The following is a 625-nucleotide window of genomic DNA, read 5'->3' on the forward strand; positions in this document are numbered from 1 at the left end:
TGTTCTGGGCGAGCCCGGCGTGCCCGGAATGGACGGACGCGAAGGGACAGAAACGCTACTTCGACCAGAGCAACCAGTACCGGTTCGACGAGGAACTCGGCATCGTCGAGGATCCGGCGTCCGGGCGCAGCCGCGCGCTGGTCGAGCAGATTCCCCGGTATCTGCGTGCGATGGCCGCGCGCGGCAAGCCGGTGCTGGCCGGGGTGATGGAAAACGTCGTGCAGTGCTGGAAGTGGGACGACCGGCATCGGTGGCTGCGCGAGATCCAGGACCTCGGTTACGAGACCCGGGTCATCGCCCTGAATTCCGCGCACGTGCTGCCGCGCACCTGCCTGCCGGTGCCGCAGTCCCGCGACCGGCTCTACATCGCGTACTGGCTCAAATCGCTGGGGCGGCGGCCGGATTGGGACAAGTGGCTGCGCCCGAAGGCGTGGTGCGCGAGTTGCGAGCAGGTTGTGGACGCGATCCAGTCGTGGAAGAAGCCCGGCACGCAGATGGGCCGCTACGGCGTGCGTCACGGCCAGTATGTCTACCGGTGCCCGTCGAGGGCGTGCCGGTACGCGATCGCCGAGCCGATCACCACACCGGCGTCGGTGGCCATCGACTGGAGCCTGCCGCCCGGGGA

1 pseudogene is annotated in these 625 nt (G+C 68.6%); it reads left to right on the forward strand.

The window, feature by feature from the left end:
* Positions 1-625 (forward strand): annotated as a pseudogene (locus tag A5780_RS43205) (DNA cytosine methyltransferase); the annotation flags it as partial.

It is taken from the genome of Nocardia sp. 852002-20019_SCH5090214 (genome assembly GCF_001665865.1).
Taxonomy (GTDB): domain Bacteria; phylum Actinomycetota; class Actinomycetes; order Mycobacteriales; family Mycobacteriaceae; genus Nocardia; species Nocardia nova.